Raw genomic sequence first — 16,596 nt, 5'->3', positions numbered from 1 at the left:
GTTCCGCTCACCATAACGCTGTTGAGGAAAAGCAATGTCAAGCGAACTGCATAGCGCCGCGTATTCGGTACTGCTTCCCGCGTTCGGGGATTTGCACCTGGACGACAATGTGCGCCGTTACCTGAGCCGTGGTGGTGTGTCCCTGTTGCTCGGGGAAACTCGCGATGAATACGTTGGCCGAGGCATGAGCCCGGCGCGCAAGGCAGCCGAGTCCAAGGCTGATTTTGTCAATGTCGTTAAGGAAGCTACGGCTTTGGCGGGTTCTGCGGTATTGATCGCTGTAGACCAGGAACTCGGCGGGATCGAGCGCCTGCACCAACTGGTCCCGGCGGTCGCTTCCCGGGCGCAGCTCCAGGGCCTCAGTGCCCAGGACATCGAGCAACGGTGCTTCGAGATGGCCACCGTGGCCCGTGAGTTGGGGGTGAATCTGTTTCTGGCGCCGATCGTGGACGTGGTCACCGGCGCCAATCCGTGGCTGCATAACCGTCACCTCGGCGCCGACCCGGTGGAAGTCAGCCGGGTGTCCTGCGCGTTTATTCGTGGGGTGCAGCGCGCCGGTGTGATCGCCACCGCCAAGCACTTCCCCGGGCATTACGTCACCGAACACGACCCGGCCATTGCCGAAGCTACCGTGCCGTGTTCGCTGGAATTGCTGCATGACAACCTTGAAGTGTTCAAGCAGGTCATCGCCACCGGCGTGAAAGCCATCATGCCAGGCCCGGCGGTGTTCCCTGCGATTGATGCCGATCACTCGGCCTCCACCTCATCCAAGGTTATCGGCGTACTGCGCGACACCCTCGGCTTCGAAGGCCTGATCATTTCCGATGATCTGGACGCGGTTTCCATTCTGCGCGGCAACACCATTCCCTACACCGCTGTCGCGTCGTTGGTGGCCGGTGCGCACCTGTTGCTGGTTTCCAGCGAGTCCGGCCTGGACAGCATCGCCGATGCGATCGTCGCCGCCGTTCACGAAGGCACGCTGGATCGCCAGGTGTTGCTGGATGCAGCCGCCAGGGTCCGCCAGTTGGCAATCGCGACCCAGGGGACTAACCATGAGCGCGAATGAAGGCAAGGCCTACGGCGTGCTGTTCCCGGTGTTGCTGGACGTACAGATGACGGATGACGTGCGCCGGTTTCTCGGGAATGGCGGGCGCAGTCTGTTGTTTGGCGAGACGGGCGAGGAATACATCAGCGGAAAAATGAGCGCCAGCCGCCTGGAAGCCGAAACCCTGGACACCTGGCAACGCTTTACCGGCACGGCCACCGCGCTCGGCGGGCCGCTGCTGCTGGCGGCAGACGCCGACATCTGCGCCGTGCACCGCTTGCAAGGGATCACCCCGGCGCTGCCTGAACCCGACGTTGCAAGGGCGATGGACTGCGCCGCGCTGGAGCAGGCCTGCTTCAAGGTTGCGACCGCCGTGCGGGAGACCGGGGTCAATCTGTTGCTGTCGCCGACGGCGGATGTTGTTGGCGGCCCCAATGTGTGGCTGGCAGGGCGTACGCTTTCGGACGACGTGCAGCAGACCGCGGCGATGGTCGGTGCGTATGTGCGTGGCGTGCGGCGGGCCGGGCTGGCCAGCACCCTGAAGCACTTCCCTGGGCATCCGGTGTTGTTTCAGCAGCCATCGACCGAGACGGCGGTGGTCAGCGAATCCATGAAGCAACTGCGTGCCTATTGGCCGGGGTTCCAGGCCGGGATCGACGCGGGAGCGGATGCGGTGATGATGGGCCCGGCGATATTCGCCGCGTGCACACCGCCCACGGCGGCATCGGTATCGCCGGAATTGATCGGCGTGTTGCGCCAGGAGTTGGGCTTCAAGGGGCTGGTGATGACCATCGACCTCGATCACCGCTCGACCATTGGCCAGATGTCACTCGGCGAGGTCGCAGTGGCAGCGTTGAATGCCGGAGCTGACCTGCTGCTGATTTCTGCCGGTGCCATGCCGCAGGTGCCGCAAATCGCTCGGGCGATTGTCACCGCCGTCGCCCGGGGCACCTTGCCCCAGGCTCGGCTGGACGCTGCGGCGCTGGCCGTGGGTGCCTTGGCTGATCGTTATTCAACCGTAGGAGCTTCATATGGCAACCCAAAATAATATTCTCGCCCTGCATTCCACCGTCGCCAAACACTCGACCCTGGCGATGGATATCGACATCGCAGAGGCACTGGGTTTTGACGCGCTGGAGATAAACAGCGGCAAGCTGGAAGCGTATCTGCAGGCTGGCTATACCGAGTTGGAGCTTCAAGCACTGCTCAAAGACGTGCCTGTCACCGGCATCGGCTACCTGCGGGATATCGAGCGCCAGGGTGCCGAGCGCGATGACCTGTTCAAGGAAGCTGAACGGCTATTTGAGTTAGCAATCCTGGCCGGCGCCAAAGGCGTACAAGTGCTCACCGGCCCGATCAATGTGCAGGCGGTGATTGATTTCCAGGCGACGGGCAAGAGCGCCCATTACTCGGGCTTGCTGGGCCTGGATCAAGCCGAACAGTACGCTCGCACGGCCAGCAACCTGGCGGAGCTGGCCGATGTGGCCAAGCAATACGGCCTGCTGCTTTATCTCGAAGCGCTGTCCTGGACGCCACTCAATACCCTGGACCACCAACTGCAACTGATCGAACGCACAGGGCGCAGCAACGTGAAGATGGTGATCGACTACTGGCATTGCTTTACCAGCGGCGTTACTCCTGCGGACGTCGCCAGGCTCGACAAGGGCGTGATCTACGGCGTGCATGTCTGCGACTCGCTGGCCTTCGAAGGCGGCATCCCGAATGAAGAAGTGCTGCGCGATGTTCCCACCGGCAGTGGGGTGCTCGACCTGGCCGAGTGGACCGCCGCGGTAAAGGCTACCGGTTACGTCGGGTGGTGGAGTTGTGAGTTGTTCTGCAAAAAACAGCAGCAGCAAAACAGCTACGTCGTCGCCGAACAATTGAAGACGCTGTTAACCGGCCTGGTCGGTCGATAACGCGCGTTTTAACACTGGCTGAATACTAAAAAGATCTGAGGTTGTCATGGTGGATTTCATCGTAATCGGGGGCGGCTCCACAGGCTGCACGGTCGCATCGCGCCTGAGCGAGGAGGAAGGCGCGTCAGTGGTGCTGTTCGAGGAAGGGCCGCGCGATCGCAGCCCGTACATCCATATTCCCGGCGCCTACTACAAGACTGCCCAGGGCCCGCTGCTCAAGCGCTATGCCTGGGAGCCCACCGAGGACCAGCACCGCAGCGAAACGCCGACCATGGTCCAGGCCAGCGTGCTCGGCGGCGGCAGCTCGGTGAACGCGATGATTTACATCCGTGGCGTGCCCGCCGACTACGATGGCTGGGCCGAGCAGGGGGCAGCCGGCTGGTCGTACAAGGACGTGCTGGCGTACTTCAAAAAGGCTGAAGACAACGAGCGTTTCTGCAATGAGGTACACGGTGTCGGCGGGCCGTTGGGCGTGTCGGACCCGATCAATATTCACCCCTTGACCAAGGTTTGGCTGCGCGCCTGCCAGCAGTACGGATTGCCCTATAACGACGACTTCAACTCGGGCCAGCCCGAAGGCTGCGGGCTGTACCAGATCACCGCCAAGAACGGTTTTCGCAGCAGCGCCGCCGTGGCCTACCTGGCGCCCGCCAAGTCGCGCAAGAACCTGACGGTGAAGACCGGTTGCCGGGTGCTGCGTATCCTGATGCAGGGTAACAAGGCTGTTGGTGTCGAATACCTGGAGAAGGGCGTGCGCCAGGTGATGCACGCCGACAAGGAAATCGTCCTGTCCTCCGGCGCGATCAACTCACCCCGGTTGTTGATGTTGTCCGGGATCGGGCCCGCCGCGCAGTTGGAGAAACACGGGATTAAAGTTGTTCAGGATTTGCCCGGCGTGGGGCAGAATCTGCAGGACCATATCGAAATATCGCTGGTGTATGAACTGACCGGCCCCCACAGCTATGACAAATACAAAAAGCCCTGGTGGAAACTCATGGCGGGCTTGCAGTACGCGCTGTTCAGACAGGGTCCGGCGGCGTCGAACCTGATTGAAGGCGGGGCGTTCTGGTGGGGCGACAAGACGGCGGCGCATCCGGATATCCAGTATTTCATGGTGGTGGGCGCGGGCATCGAGGAGGGCGTGGATTCGGTGCCCGGCGGCAATGGCTGTACCTTGAACCTGGGGCAGATACGGCCAAGGTCCAGGGGTTATGTGGAGCTGTATTCAGCCGACCCGATGTCACCGCCACGCATTGTGCCTAACTATTTTTCCGATCCGTACGACATCGAAAGCCTGGTGGACGGTTGTCTGATTGGCGAACAGATCATGGCCCAGGCGGCTTTCAAACCCTATGTGGCACGGCGGCATGTACCGGATGTGAGCGTACGTTCGCGAGAAGCCATGAGGAAATTCTGTCACCAGGAAGCCCATGCCGCGCTGCACCCTTCGGGCACCTGCCGCATGGGGGTAGATAAACAGGCGGTGGTTGGGCCGGATCTCAAGGTGCATGGCATCGAGGGGCTGCGAGTGGCCGACGCGTCGATTATGCCAACGCTGATTTCAGGTAACCCCAACTCGGTGTGCATCATGATCGGCGAAAAGGTCGCCGACATGATCAAAAGCACCCGATAGGATTGCCGAATGCGGACATTTCCGCTCACTCCTATCGCGTCAGTCTCCCGAGCGGCCATCGATCCAGAAGGGGGACAGAACGTCTGTGCGTGGTCTACCAGCTCGAAGAGCCGAGTGTTTCTGCGATGGCCTAAATTCGTTGGTTGTGAGTTGTGCCCTTTAGGGTGTCGGAGTGTGATCGGCGAATAAACCGGACAGGACCTTTTTGCTGAGCACCGGTGCTATCGCACTACAGGAAGACCAGGACACCGCGATGGAAGGCAGTACACCATTCCGTCGTGATGTCTTCGCACAGGGCTGACGGGTTGGCATTTGCTTCAGGCCTGGCCGATGCTTTTGAAGCTCGACGCCGCATACGTTGCAAGTATTCAGGCTCAGGTTGAGTCTTCCGAAGAGTGGCCTGCAAACATCCTCGTGCAAGCATTGCAGAATGATCCAAAGGAGCGCTTCGATCATGCCGGTGTATTTCAGAAGGCATTGAGCGAATCCACGCCGGACACCTCTGCCAGTTTTGAATGTGATAACCAGCGGCTGGACGTTTTCTGCCAGTGCCGGTCCTAAGATCGGCTACTTCCGCCATAGAGGGCCGTAGAGGCCGCCGCTATCGCCTTGGAGCCTTTCCAGCCCACGCGATGGTGTGGGGTTTTGGAGATGCTGAGGCGAGTACAAAACCCGTGAACTCTTTTTTCCGCAAATCTAGGTCCCCGAGCATGTAGCTCGCGATGGCGGTTCGGTAAACAACCGCGTTTGCGTTAGTTGCGCCCCCTGAAAGACAACGATGCTCTCAAGCTTCTCAAGGGCCCATTCACTTCGACCGCTGACCGTCGGAGGACACATCATGTGGACATGCTCGACCACAACGTCTTTTACCTCGGAAAGGTAGTGCTGCAATTCATACGCGCATTCGATCACTGCAGCACGGTTTTTTCACCCGTGCGAATAGACGTGATGATAGCGATGAAGCAAAGACCTTCAATTTCGCCGTGAGTCGAGGTGCGAACCTCTTGATGGGCTGGGTAAAAAACGAAAATCACTCAATGCACCGCCTCTCCAATCACCTGCTCTGCACAACCATTCCTCAGCTAAGTCTTTGCTTATTCAAGCGAATCCCGGACAATCGCGCCCCTGTTTCGGTCGCGGCGCTGCCTGTCAGGTTTTTCTGACTCGCCCCGACTGAGTGAATGCGGAGATCCGAACGGATGAATGATCAGGCCAATAGTGTCGACGAACGCTACGCAACGACACCTGCAACCCTCACAAGCTGGAGCCGCCAGGACACCACCTGGATGCTCGGGCTGTTCGGTACGGCCATCGGCGCCGGCACCTTGTTCCTGCCGATCAACGCGGGCCTTGGCGGCTTCTGGCCGTTGGTGATCCTCGCGCTGCTGGCGTTCCCGATGACGTTTTTCGCTCACCGTGGCCTGACCCGCTTTGTACTCTCGGGCCGTGAAGGCTCGGACATCACCGACGTGGTCGAGGAACACTTCGGCCTCAAGGCCGGTGCCGCGATTACCTTGCTGTACTTCTTCGCGATCTTCCCGATCCTGCTGATCTACAGCGTGGCGCTGACCAACACTGTCAGCAGCTTCATGGAGCATCAACTGCACATCGCGCCGCCGCCGCGGGCGATCCTGTCGCTGGTGCTGATCCTCGGCCTGCTGGCCGTGGTGCGTTGCGGCGAGCAGGTGATCGTCAAGGCCATGAGCCTGATGGTGTATCCGTTTATCGTGGCGTTGCTGTTCCTGGCCGTGTACCTGGTGCCGCACTGGAATGGCGGCATCCTCAGCACCGCCAGTACCGTGCCGGCCCCGTCGGCGCTGCTGCATACTCTATGGCTGGCAATTCCGGTGATGGTGTTCTCGTTCAACCACTCGCCGATCATCTCGGCCTTCGCGGTGGACCAGAAGCGCCAGTACGGCGAACACGCGGAAGAGCGCAGCTCGCAGATCCTGTCCCGGGCGCACATCCTGATGGTGGTGATGGTGCTGTTCTTCGTGTTCAGTTGCGTCCTGACCCTGTCCCCGGCGCAGTTGGCCGAAGCCAAGGCGCAGAACCTGTCGATCCTGTCGTACCTGGCGAACCACTTCAGCAACCCGACCATCGCGTTCGCCGCGCCGCTGATCGCGTTTGTGGCGATTGCCAAGTCGTTCCTGGGCCACTACATCGGCGCCAGTGAAGGCCTCAAGGGCCTGGTGCTCAAAAGCGGCCGTCGTCCGGCTGCCAAGACCCTGGACCGCATGACGGCTGCCTTCATGCTGGTGGTGTGCTGGATCGTCGCCACTCTCAACCCGAGCATCCTCGGCATGATCGAGACCCTGGGCGGGCCGATCATTGCGTCGATCCTGTTCCTGATGCCGATGTACGCGATCCGCAAGGTACCGGCGATGGCCAAGTACCGTGGCCAGGCGTCCAACGTGTTTGTGACGGCGGTGGGCCTGGTGGCGATTACCGCGCTGATTTACTCGCTGATGTCCTGACAGCACCCGGTTTCAGTGCAATGATCACGGCCAATTCGCAGACTGCGGATTGGCCGTTTTTTTTGCCAGGGAATTAGGGATTGAACATCAAGCCTGAGAGCGACTCCACGCCGAACCGTGCACAAGACTTGCTGGCCGGCCTGTCCATCGCCGGCTTGCTGCTGCCCGAGGCCGTGGCCTATTCCAGCATCGCCGCGTTGCCGCCCCAGGCAGGCGTGATCGCCTTGTTCGCCGGGTTACTGTGCTACGGCCTGTTCGGTACCAGCCGCTTCGCGATCGTCTCCGCCACGTCATCCTCGGCAGCGGTGCTGGCGGCAGCCACCGCGACGCTGGCGGGGGACGACCCGACACTCAGGTCGAGCCTGGCAATGGGCCTGGTAATGGTGACCGGGGCGTTTTTCCTGCTGGCCGGGTTGCTCAAGCTGGGCGGGCTGACCTCGTTTATCGCCAAGCCGGTGCTGCGTGGCTTTGCCTTCGGGTTGGCGTTGACGATCATCCTCAAGCAACTGGCCAGCGTGGTGGGCGTACACCTGACCGATAACAACCTGATTCGCTTCCTGCCCCAACTCCTGGAGCAACTGCCTCGTTGGAACTGGGCCGCCGCAGCAGTCGCGGGTGTCGCATTGCTCTTGCTGTGGCTGTGCGCGCGGGTCCGGCGCCTGCCGGGCGGATTGCTGGTGGTGATCCTCGGGATAGCCGCCGGCCAGTGGCTGGATTTGCAGGCCCATGGCGTGGCATTGATCGGTGTGATCGACCTGCACCTGGAGTTTGCGCACCTTCCGGTATTGCCGTTCGCCGACTGGCTGCGCCTGGGGGAGCTGGCGTTTGCCATGGTGATGATTCTTTACGCCGAGTCCTACGGCTCCATCAGCTCATTCGCCCTCAAGCATGGCGATCGCGTGTCATCCAACCGTGACCTGCTGGCGCTGGGGGCCGCCAACCTGTTGTCCGGGTTGTTTCAGGGCATGCCCACAGGCGCCGGTTATTCGGCGACGTCGGCCAATGAGGCAGCGGGCGCCAATTCCCGACTGGCGGGGGCGGTCGCGGCGCTGGTGGTGTTGCTGATTGTCCTTACAGTGCTGCCGTTAGTTGCACTGACGCCGGAGCCGGTGCTCGCCGCCATCGTTATCTACGCCTTGGGTCGGGGCTTGAGCCTGCAACCCTTGGGCCGCTATTTCTCCTGGCGGCGCGACCGGTTGCTGGTGATTTGCGCGGTGGCGGCGGTGTTGGTGCTCGGCGTGCTGGACGGTCTGCTGGTGGCGGTTGGCATCAGCGTGGTGTTGATGCTGCGCCAGATGTCGTCGGCGGATGTGCGTGAGCTGGGGCGCATTGACGGTGGGCATGATTTTGTCGACTTGCTGCATCACCCGAGCGCCGAACAGATCCCGGGTGTTCTGATCGTGCGGCCCAGCGAAGCGCTGTTCTTTGCGAATGCCGAGCGAGTGCTGGGGGCGGTGTTGAGCCTGATGCGGCACGCTACGTTACCGGTGCACACGGTGGTGCTTAGCCTGGAAGAATCGCCTGACCTCGATGGCACCAGCATTGAGGCGTTGCAGGCGTTTTTCGTCCAGGTGCAAGGGGAGGGCAAGTGCCTGGTGCTGGCCCGCGTACGGCATGAGGCGCAGGAGGTGTTGCAGACGTTGCCTGAAGCGTGCGCGCCGCAGGTGCTGATCAGCGGGTTGAGTGTCGATGGTGCGGTGCAACTCGCCTTGCAACCCACCGCCTGAATGCAAAAAGCCCCGACTAGTCGGGGCTTTTTATTGAAGCGAGGCTTAACGGCGGCGGAACAACGGCAACGGTTCATCCGTCGCGGCCTGGTACGTCACCGAGAAATCCTTGAGGCTTTCCAGCGCTTCATACGGGTCTTTGTCTGCGCGCAAGGCGAAGGCATCGAACCCGCAACGGCGCAGGTAGAACAACTGGTCGCGCAGCACATCACCAATCGCGCGCAGCTCGCCCTTGTAACCATAACGGTCACGCAGCAGGCGGGCGTTGGAGTAGTTGCGACCGTCGGTGAAGGCCGGGAAGTTCAGGGCGATGACCTGGAAGTGCTCCACGTCATCACCGATCTCTTCGGCTTCTTCATCGGCGTCCAGCCACACACCCAGGCCGCCGTCGCGGGCCTTGAGGGCGTGAGCGTGCTCGCGCCACAGGGCCAGCGGCACGATCAGGTCGTCGCAGTTGGAGATGCCATCGAAGCTCGCGTCCTTGGGCAGCAGGTGCCAGGTTTCGTCGAGGACTTCGTTGTTCTTAATGATTCGCTGCATAGACGCGCTCCTTGAACAGGTCAATGCCGATGCGCTGGTAGGTGTCGATGAAACGCTCATCTTCGGTGCGCTGTTCAACGTACACATCGATCAGCTTGCCGATCACGTCAGGCATGGCTTCCTGGGCGAAGGACGGGCCGAGGATCTTGCCCAGGCTCGCATCGCGGCTGGCGCTGCCACCCAGGGACACTTGGTAGAATTCTTCGCCTTTCTTGTCCACGCCCAGGATGCCGATGTGGCCGACGTGGTGGTGACCACAGGCGTTCATGCAACCGGAGATGTTCAGGTCCAGTTCGCCGATGTCGAACAGGTAGTCCAGGTCGTCGAAACGGCGCTGGATCGATTCGGCAATCGGGATCGACTTGGCGTTGGCCAGGGAGCAGAAGTCGCCGCCCGGGCAGCAGATGATGTCGGTCAGCAAGCCGATGTTCGGCGTGGCAAAACCCTGCTCGCGCAACTCGCCCCACAGGGTGAACAGCTGAGACTGTTCGACGTCGGCGAGGATGATGTTCTGCTCGTGGGAGGTGCGCAGTTGGCCGAAGCTGTAACGCTCGGCCAGATCGGCGACGCCGTCCAGTTGCTTGTCGGTGATATCGCCCGGTGCAACACCGGTAGGTTTCAGCGACAGGGTCACGGCCACATAGCCCGGCTTTTTGTGGGCCAGGGTGTTGCGGGTGCGCCAGCGGGCGAAACCCGGGTGCTGCTGGTCGAGCTCGGCCAACTCGGCGTCCTGATTGCTCAGGGCCTTGTAGTCCGGGTCGACGAAATGTTTGGCGACGCGGTGCACTTCGGCTTCGGTCAGGGTGGTCTGGCCGCCGCGCAGGTGCTCCATCTCGGCGTCGACCTTCTGGGCAAACACCTCAGGGGTCAGCGCTTTGACCAGGATCTTGATCCGGGCCTTGTACTTGTTGTCACGACGGCCGTAGCGGTTGTAGACCCGCAGGATCGCGTCGAGGTAGCTCAACAGGTCCTGCCACGGCAGGAATTCGTTGATGAACGCACCGACCACCGGCGTACGGCCAAGGCCACCGCCGACGAGAACACGGAAGCCCAGCTCGCCAGCAGCGTTATGCACGGGCTCCAGGCCGATATCGTGCACTTCGATGGCTGCGCGGTCCGAGGTCGAGCCGTTGATGGCGATCTTGAACTTGCGTGGCAGGTAGGCGAATTCCGGGTGGAAGGTGGTCCATTGACGGACGATTTCACACCACGGGCGCGGGTCGATCAGCTCGTCAGCGGCGACGCCGGCGAACTGGTCGGTGGTGACGTTGCGCAGGCAGTTACCGCTGGTCTGAATGGCGTGCATCTGCACGGTGGCCAATTCAGCCAGGATGTCCGGCACGTCTTCCAGGGCCGGCCAGTTGAACTGCACGTTCTGGCGGGTACTGATGTGGGCGTAGCCCTTGTCGAAGTCGCGGGCAATCTTGGCCATCATGCGCGTCTGACGGGAAGTCAGTTGGCCATAAGGCACGGCAACCCGCAGCATCGGCGCAAAGCGCTGAACATAAAGGCCATTTTGCAGGCGCAGAGGGCGGAACTCTTCTTCGCTCAGTTCGCCTGCCAGATAGCGTCGGGTCTGATCACGGAACTGCTTGACGCGGTCCTCGATGATGCGCTGATCGTATTCGTCGTATACGTACATATAGGTCCTGTTCTCGGCAAATCTGCGCGCACGGCCGCGCACTCCCAACGGAGCCGGCGCACGATACCAGTTTGCGTTTATGCGCAAAAGTGATGTTTGAGTATATGCAAATAACCAAATCGACTAATGAGAACTGTTATCGCGATACCCACATTTGTCATGCGGGCAATCATGATCTTTACTGTGCTCGTGTCTTTATGCAATCACCTATAAAACCGACAAGAGGCGATGCTATGAGCAATCCGACCAAAGCCCGCAAAAGTGACAGCAGTGTCGATGCCTGGGCCATTCTGTTCTTGATTATCTTGGTGGTTTCCACTGCCGTGTTCTGGGTCAGCCATCAATAAAAGGACGTTACCGAGCCCTGCTGCCCGACAATCGGCAATTAGCCGAGATTGATCGGCCCGATGCCATTATCATGGGCCGTCATTTCCAAGGGCTCAGAAAACGATGTTGAAGGTTCTCTGCAAGTGCTTGCTGGTGCTGAGCATGCCGTTCTGGGCTGTTGCCCAGGCGACGTCGGTGGTGTTTCTCAACCCTGGCAATTCGACTGAGGCCTTCTGGGTCAGCTACGCGCAATTCATGCAGGCCGCCGCCAGGGACCTCGGCCTGGATTTGCGTGTGCGCTATTCCGAGCGCAACCCCGAGGCCACACTGGTGCAGGCCCGTGAGGCGTTGCAAGGAACAGACCGTCCGGACTACCTGGTGCTGGTCAACGAGCAGTACATCGCGCCACAGATCCTGCGCCTGTCCCAGGGCAGCGGGGTCAAGCTGCTGATCGTCAATAACGCCCTGACCGCCGACCAGACTCAACTGCTGGATGCCGGCAAATACCCCAACTGGATCGGCAGCATGGTGGCCAACGATAAAGAAGCCGGCTACCTGATGCTCAAGGAACTGCTGCGCCTGCATGGCCCGGTTACCGAAGGCCAGACACTTGACCTGCTGGCGTTCTCCGGCGCCAAGACCACCCCTGCGGCGCAACTGCGTGAGGAGGGCCTGCGCCGGGCGCTGGTGGATTACCCCCAGGTGCGCCTGCGCCAGCTGGTGTATGGCGAATGGAGCCGCCAACGCGCCTTCGAGCAGGCCACGCAGTTGTTCAAGCGCTACCCGCAGACGGCACTTGTGTGGTCAGCCAATGACGAGATGGCGCTGGGCGCGATGGATGCGCTGCAAGAAGACGGGCGCACGCCGGGAAAGGACGTGTTGTTCAGCGCGGTCAACAGCTCGCCTGAAGCCCTCCAGGCACGGCTCGATGGCCGGCTCAGTGCCTTGGTGGCTGGGCACTTTACTGTCGGCGGCTGGGCGATGGTGGTGGTGCATGACGATGCCTTGGGGCTGGACATGGCCGGGCATGGCGGGCGTGAGCGCAAACTCGGGCTGTTTCAATTGATCGACCCGGCCCTCGCCGCCCAGCTATTGCAGGTGCATGGGCGCGAGGATTACGGGGTGGATTTTCGCGCGCTGTCAGCGCAGGGCAAGCCGGCGGATTACCGTTACCCGTTCAGCCTGCAACTGCTGATGCATTGACCGGGTTCAAACACCGGCCAGGTGCAACACCAGCTTGACGATGCCAAACAGGGTCAAGGCAAAGACGGCGGTGAACAGGATGCCCAGCACTACAAAGTGGCTGGGCTTACCGTGGGTGAAGTCGCGGGCACGGTTTTTCCCGCTTTGCACGCCGAAGGCGGCGGCCATCACGCTGTGGAGCATTTGCCAGAACGTCGGTGGCTTGTGGTTGGCTGGATCGTCCATACATCCCCCAGTGAAGGTGTGTATGGACAGCATAGTCAATCCAGCAATTAGTTGTCGTAACCCAGGTTCGGTGCCAGCCAGCGTTCGGTCACGTTCAGGTCCTGGTCCTTGCGGGCGGTGTAGCTCGCCACCTGGTCCTTGTCGATCTTGCCCACCGCAAAGTACTGCGCCTGCGGGTGAGCGAAATACCAGCCACTGACTGCCGCTGCCGGGAACATCGCGTAGTGCTCGGTGAGGAACACGCCGCTGCGGCCGGCCTGCATTTCGCGGGCTTCAGGGTCCAGCAGTTGGAACAACTGGGCCTTCTCGGTGTGATCCGGGCACGCCGGGTAGCCCGGGGCAGGGCGGATACCGCTGTATTGCTCCTTGATCAGTGCTTCGTTATCCAGCACTTCGTCCTTGGCGTAGCCCCAGTGTTCTTTACGCACTTGCTGGTGCAGCCACTCGGCGCACGCCTCGGCCAGGCGGTCGGCCAACGCTTTAACCATGATCGAGTTGTAGTCGTCGCCAGCGTCCTGGTAAGCCTTCGCGACTTCTTCAGCGCCGATGCCGGCGGTGGTGATAAAGCCACCGATGTAGTCGGTCACGCCGCTGTCTTTAGGCGCGACGAAGTCGGCCAGGGAGAAGTTCTGCTTGCCGTCGGTCTTGATGATTTGCTGGCGCAGGTGGTGCAGCTTGGCAATCGGCTGGCCATCGTCGCCATAGACTTCCAGGTCATCGTCCTGCACCTGGTTGGTCGGCCAGAAGCCGAACACGGCGCGGGCGCTGATGAGTTTTTCGTCGATCAGCTTCTTGAGCATTTCCTGGGCGTCGGCGTACAGCGAGGTCGCGGCTTCACCCACGACTTCATCGGTGAGGATGCGCGGGAACTTGCCGGCCAGGTCCCAGGAGATAAAGAACGGCGTCCAGTCGATGTACTCGGCCAGGACGTTGAGGTCGATATTGTCCAGCACCCGGGCACCGGTAAACGTCGGCTTGACTGGCGTGTAGCTGCTCCAGTCGAACTGTGGCTTCTTGGCGATGGCGGCCGGGTAGCTCAGGCGTTCGGTGCGGGCGCTGCGGTTGGCGGTGCGCTCGCGAACGTCGATGTATTCCAGGCGGGTTTTTTCAACGAACGCCGGCTTCAATTCCTTCGACAGCAACTGCGTTGCCACGCCCACGGCGCGGGAGGCGTCGGTGACGTAGATCACCGCGTCGTTGCTGTATTTCGGCTCGATCTTCACCGCCGTGTGGGCCTTGGAGGTGGTGGCGCCACCGATCATCAGCGGCAGGTGGAAATCCTGGCGCTGCATCTCGCGGGCGACGTGCACCATCTCGTCCAGGGACGGGGTGATCAGCCCGGACAGGCCGATGATGTCGCACTTCTGTTCCTTGGCCACCTGCAGGATTTTCTCGGCCGGGACCATCACGCCCAGGTCGACGATGTCATAGCCGTTGCAACCCAGCACCACGCCAACGATGTTCTTGCCGATGTCGTGCACGTCGCCCTTCACCGTGGCCATCAGGATCTTGCCCTTGGCTTCCGGCTTGTCGCCTTTTTCCAGCTCGATAAACGGAATCAAGTGGGCCACGGCCTGCTTCATCACCCGGGCGGATTTCACCACCTGGGGCAGGAACATTTTGCCGGCGCCGAACAGGTCGCCGACGATGTTCATGCCGGACATCAACGGGCCTTCAATCACCTCGATCGGGCGCTTGAACGACTGCCGGGATTCCTCGGTGTCTTCAACGATGTGGGTGGTGATGCCCTTGACCAGCGCGTGTTCCAAGCGCTTGTTGACTTCCCAGCCACGCCATTCCTCAGTCTCGGCTTCCTTGACGCTGCCGTCGCCTTTGTACTTGTCGGCAATGGCGAGGAGGGCGTCGGTGCCTTCCGGGGTGCGGTTGAGCACCACGTCTTCCACCGCGTCGCGCAGCTCGGCCGGGATCTGATCGTAGATCTCCAGCTGGCCGGCGTTGACAATACCCATGGTCAAGCCGTTGCGGATCGCGTACAGCAGGAACACCGAGTGGATCGCTTCACGCACCGGGTTATTGCCACGGAACGAGAACGACACGTTGGACACGCCGCCGGAAGTCAGCGCATACGGCAGCTCGTCGCGGATGTAGGCGCAGGCATTGATGAAGTCGACGGCGTAGTTGTTGTGCTCTTCGATACCGGTGGCGACCGCGAAGATGTTCGGGTCGAAGATGATGTCTTCCGGCGGGAAGCCGACTTCATTCACCAGGATGTCGTAGGAGCGTTTGCAGATTTCTTTCTTGCGCGCTTCGGTGTCGGCCTGGCCGGCTTCGTCGAACGCCATTACCACCACCGCCGCGCCGTAACGCTTGCACAGCTTGGCGTGGTGAATGAACTGCTCCACGCCTTCCTTCATGCTGATGGAGTTGACGATGCCCTTGCCCTGAATGCACTTCAGGCCGGCCTCGATCACTTCCCACTTGGAGGAGTCGATCATGATCGGCACGCGGGAGATGTCCGGCTCGCCGGCAATCAGGTTGAGGAAGGTCACCATGGCCTTCTTCGAATCCAGCATGCCTTCGTCCATGTTGATGTCGATCACCTGGGCGCCGGCTTCCACCTGCTGCAGGGCGACTTCCAGGGCTTCGGTGTAGTTGTCTTCACGGATCAAACGGGCGAAGCGGGCGGAGCCGGTGATGTTGGTGCGCTCGCCGACGTTGACGAACAACGAGCTGCGGTCGATGGTGAACGGTTCCAGGCCAGACAGGCGGCAGGCCTTGGGAATGTCCGGTATCGGGCGCGGTGCGTAACCGGCCACGGCCTTGGCGATGGCTTCGATGTGGCCCGGCGTGGTGCCGCAGCAACCACCGACGATGTTCAGGAAGCCGCTCTGGGCGAACTCTTCGATGACCTTGGCGGTTTCCGACGGCAGTTCGTCGTACTCGCCGAATTCGTTGGGCAGGCCGGCGTTCGGGTGGGCGGAAACGTGAGTGTTGGCCTTGTTCGACAGCTCTTCCAGGTACGGGCGCAACTCGCTCGCACCCAGGGCACAGTTCAGGCCCACAGACAGCGGCTTGGCGTGGCTGACCGAGTTCCAGAAGGCTTCGGTGGTCTGGCCCGACAGGGTGCGGCCGGAGGCGTCGGTGATGGTGCCGGAGATCATGATCGGCAGCTCGACGTTCAACTCCTCGAACACGCCCTGTACGGCGAAAATCGCGGCCTTGGCGTTGAGGGTGTCGAAAATGGTTTCGATCAGGATCAGGTCGGCGCCGCCCTCGATCAGGCCCTTGGTGGCTTCGGTGTAGTTTTCCACCAGCTCATCGAAGGTCACATTGCGGTAGCCGGGATTGTTCACATCGGGCGACAGCGAGCACGTACGGCTGGTGGGGCCGAGCACGCCGGCGACGAAACGCGGCTTGGCCGGGTTTTCGAGGGTCTTGGCGTCGGCGATCTTGCGCGCGAGGCGTGCGCCTTCTACGTTTAATTCGTAGGCTAGGTCTTCCATGCCGTAGTCGGCCATGGAAATGCGCGTGGCGTTGAAGGTGTTGGTTTCCAGAATGTCGGCGCCGGCATCCAGGTAGGCTTTTTCGATGCCGCCGATCACGTCCGGACGGGTGATCACCAGCAGGTCGTTATTGCCCTTGACGTCGCTCGGCCAGTCGGCGAAGCGTTTGCCACGGTAGTCCTGCTCTTCCAGCTTATAGCTCTGGATCATCGTGCCCATGCCGCCGTCGAGGATCAGGATGCGTTCCTTGAGGGCTTGGTGGAGGGCTTGCAGACGAGCGCTACGATCGGGCATGGGACTACTCTGGTCAGGTATTACGGAGGGCGAAGATCATAACAAACCTGTGCGCCTTTAGAGCATGTGCCGGGTTTGCATGAATATCGCTCATGTTGTCGGG

At 61.2% G+C, this 16,596-nt stretch carries 12 protein-coding genes; 8 read left to right on the top strand and 4 right to left on the bottom strand.

Annotated features, from left to right (window positions below; all coding sequences use genetic code 11):
* Positions 1–34: 34 nt before the first annotated feature.
* The 7 genes from ACA046_RS18770 (at position 35) to ACA046_RS18740 (ending at position 8,798) form a co-directional block, all read left to right on the top strand.
* On the top strand, positions 35–1,066 hold the full coding sequence (locus tag ACA046_RS18770) for a glycoside hydrolase family 3 N-terminal domain-containing protein (protein WP_497674672.1): 1,032 nt from the start codon (positions 35–37) through the stop codon (positions 1,064–1,066).
* Positions 1,053–2,093, top strand: a complete 1,041-nt coding sequence (locus ACA046_RS18765; protein WP_497674671.1) for a glycoside hydrolase family 3 N-terminal domain-containing protein — start codon at positions 1,053–1,055, stop codon at positions 2,091–2,093. Before ACA046_RS18770 ends, ACA046_RS18765 begins: the two co-directional genes overlap by 14 nt.
* Entirely contained in the window at positions 2,077–2,961 is an 885-nt protein-coding gene (locus ACA046_RS18760; protein WP_459021485.1) for a sugar phosphate isomerase/epimerase family protein, read from the top strand. Before ACA046_RS18765 ends, ACA046_RS18760 begins: the two co-directional genes overlap by 17 nt.
* A gap of 46 nt (positions 2,962–3,007) precedes the next feature.
* Entirely contained in the window at positions 3,008–4,594 is a 1,587-nt protein-coding gene (locus ACA046_RS18755) for a GMC family oxidoreductase (protein WP_497674670.1), read from the top strand.
* 330 nt (positions 4,595–4,924) lie between these two features.
* On the top strand, positions 4,925–5,155 hold the full coding sequence (locus ACA046_RS18750) for a hypothetical protein (protein WP_497674669.1): 231 nt from the start codon (positions 4,925–4,927) through the stop codon (positions 5,153–5,155).
* A 638-nt stretch (positions 5,156–5,793) separates the two neighbouring features.
* Positions 5,794–7,071, top strand: a complete 1,278-nt coding sequence (locus ACA046_RS18745; protein ID WP_497674668.1) for a serine/threonine transporter — start codon at positions 5,794–5,796, stop codon at positions 7,069–7,071.
* A gap of 80 nt (positions 7,072–7,151) precedes the next feature.
* The gene (locus ACA046_RS18740) at positions 7,152–8,798 is read left to right on the top strand and encodes a SulP family inorganic anion transporter (RefSeq protein ID WP_497674667.1); all 1,647 of its coding nucleotides are present in this window, start codon (positions 7,152–7,154) and stop codon (positions 8,796–8,798) included.
* Positions 8,799–8,843: 45 nt separating this feature from the next.
* On the opposite strand, the gene ACA046_RS18735 is transcribed toward ACA046_RS18740, so the two are convergent.
* Positions 8,844–9,338 (bottom strand): DUF934 domain-containing protein, encoded by a 495-nt coding sequence (locus ACA046_RS18735; RefSeq protein WP_003210798.1) that lies wholly within the window; start codon positions 9,336–9,338, stop codon positions 8,844–8,846.
* Positions 9,322–10,980: a nitrite/sulfite reductase gene (locus ACA046_RS18730; protein ID WP_421525142.1), complete on the bottom strand. Its 1,659-nt coding sequence runs from the start codon at positions 10,978–10,980 to the stop codon at positions 9,322–9,324. The genes ACA046_RS18735 and ACA046_RS18730 overlap by 17 nt, the downstream gene beginning before the upstream one ends.
* 450 nt (positions 10,981–11,430) lie before the next feature.
* Between ACA046_RS18730 and ACA046_RS18725 the strand changes: the two genes are divergently transcribed.
* Complete coding sequence (locus ACA046_RS18725; protein ID WP_497674666.1) at positions 11,431–12,510, top strand: ABC transporter substrate-binding protein; 1,080 nt, start codon at positions 11,431–11,433, stop codon at positions 12,508–12,510.
* A gap of 6 nt (positions 12,511–12,516) precedes the next feature.
* Here the strand turns inward: ACA046_RS18725 and ACA046_RS18720 are convergent, their stop codons facing one another.
* Both ACA046_RS18720 and metH read right to left on the bottom strand, forming a co-directional pair.
* The gene (locus tag ACA046_RS18720; RefSeq protein WP_076014869.1) at positions 12,517–12,735 is read right to left on the bottom strand and encodes a DUF2970 domain-containing protein; all 219 of its coding nucleotides are present in this window, start codon (positions 12,733–12,735) and stop codon (positions 12,517–12,519) included.
* A 47-nt stretch (positions 12,736–12,782) separates the two neighbouring features.
* Entirely contained in the window at positions 12,783–16,493 is a 3,711-nt protein-coding gene (gene metH / locus ACA046_RS18715; RefSeq protein WP_497674665.1) for a methionine synthase, read from the bottom strand.
* Positions 16,494–16,596 lie beyond the last annotated feature (103 nt).

This window comes from Pseudomonas sp. LBUM1641 (assembly GCF_059716235.1).
Note: the sequence above shows the minus strand (reverse complement) of the source record. Positions and strands in the feature narration are given on the sequence as shown.